The sequence below is a fragment of the Saccharopolyspora sp. NPDC002686 genome, from assembly GCF_040295745.1.
In the GTDB taxonomy this organism is placed as follows: domain Bacteria; phylum Actinomycetota; class Actinomycetes; order Mycobacteriales; family Pseudonocardiaceae; genus Saccharopolyspora; species Saccharopolyspora oryzae.
Map to the genome: position 1 here is coordinate 1 of NZ_JBEOVY010000633.1, position 1,727 is coordinate 1,727.

1 protein-coding gene is annotated in these 1,727 nt (G+C 69.0%); it reads left to right on the forward strand.

The window, feature by feature from the left end; translation table 11 throughout:
• Positions 1 to 1,638 (forward strand): putative bifunctional diguanylate cyclase/phosphodiesterase (locus ABTZ89_RS38470; protein WP_351054383.1); only part of this gene is annotated, 1,638 nt, incomplete at its 5' end.
• Between the last annotated feature and the right edge of the window lie 89 nt (positions 1,639 to 1,727).

Below are 1,727 nucleotides of genomic sequence, written 5' to 3' on the forward strand. Positions count from 1 at the left end.
CTGACCCCGGCCGGTATCGCCCTGTTCGACGCGTCCGAGCGCGTGCTGGATGCCAACGAGGCGCTGTGCGGCCTGCTGGGCTACCGGCTCGCGGAGCTGAACAACATGCCCGCCGCGGGCCTGCTGCACCCGGACGACCGGAGCGCAAGCCTGTTCGTGGACGCCGCGGCAGTAGATGCACCGTTGAACCAGTCGCGAGCGCACCAGCGGGTGCTGGTGCGTTCGGATGGCCGGACCGTGCACTGCGACGTGCACAGCGCGGCATCGGTGGCGGACGACGGGAGCAAGTTCTGGCTGGTGGTGTTCCAGGACATCACCGAGCGGCTGCGGCAGACCGAGGCGTTGCGCTACCAGGCCACCCACGACGATCTGACCGGATTGCTCAACCGCACGGGCCTCAACGAGCTGCTCGACAGCTTGCTGCACCGGGGTGCCGAACAGGTCGCCGTGCTGTTCTGCGACATCGACAACTTCAAGCGCGTCAACGACGCACTGGGCCACGAGGCCGGCGACGAACTGCTCACGGCATTGGCGCGGCGACTCGTGGACGGACTGCCGTCCGGCTGCACGCCGGCCAGGCTTTCCGGCGACAAGTACTTGATCATCTGCTCGGACGTCGACGCCGTGGGGGGCCTGGAGGCCTTCACGATCTGGGTGGCGGAGCTGCTGCGCACGAGCGTGCCCGTGCGCGGGTACCCCGTCGCAGTATCGGCCTCGATCGGGGCCGCGACGCTCGACCGGGACACCGTCGGCGCGGATCTGCTGCGCTACGCCAACGCGGCGATGTTCCACGCGAAGAGCCGGGGGCCCGGGCGGGTGTCGTTGGCCACCCCCACCATGATCGCCGTGGTGGAGGAGCAACTGGGCCTCGAGGAGCAACTGCGCTCAGCGATGGAGGCCGACTCCCTCGTCCTGCACTACCAGCCGGTCCTGACCGGCGATCGTTCCGTCGTGATGGCCGAGGCGTTGGTGCGCTGGCCGCATCCCGACCGCGGCCTGCTCTCACCGGAGGTGATCCTGCGCGTGGCGGAGCAAGGCAACCTGCTGCGCCGACTGGACCGGTGGGTGCTGCGCGCCGCTTTGCGCGAGGCAGCCAGCTGGCCCATCCACAATGGACGCCCGGTGGCCGTCACCGTCAACCTGGTCGATCTGCTGCCGCACGACCCGGAATTCGTCGACGAGATCACCGAGATCATTACCGAAACCGGCATAGACGCGCACCGCGTGGTGCTGGAAATCGTGGAAACGTCCTTGATCGACCTGCCCGCGCGCCCCCGCGAAGCGATGGTCGAGCTCGCCGGACGCGGCGTGCGCTTCGCCCTGGACGACTTCGGCACCGGCTACTCCTCGCTGGCCCGCCTCAAAGACCTTCCCACGCAGATCATCAAACTGGACCGCCAATTCGTCTCCGGTGTGGAGACCGACCCGGCCGACGTCGCCATCGCCAAGGCGATGACCGGCATGGGGCACGCGATGGGACGCAGCTGCGTCGCCGAAGGTGTCGAGAACGTCGGCCAGTTCCAGGTCCTCAGCGATCTCGGAATCGACTTGTACCAAGGCTGGCTGTTCTCCCGCCCGCTCCCGGCCGACCAGCTCCGCGCCTTCCTCGAAGAACCACCCACCCGGGAACCGGAGTAGGAACGCGCCGGTCCGCGATCGCCGGTGCGACTCCGCACCCCGACCGGGGGGCGGAACGCCACGTGGCGCCGCTCCTGACCAGGGGCGGC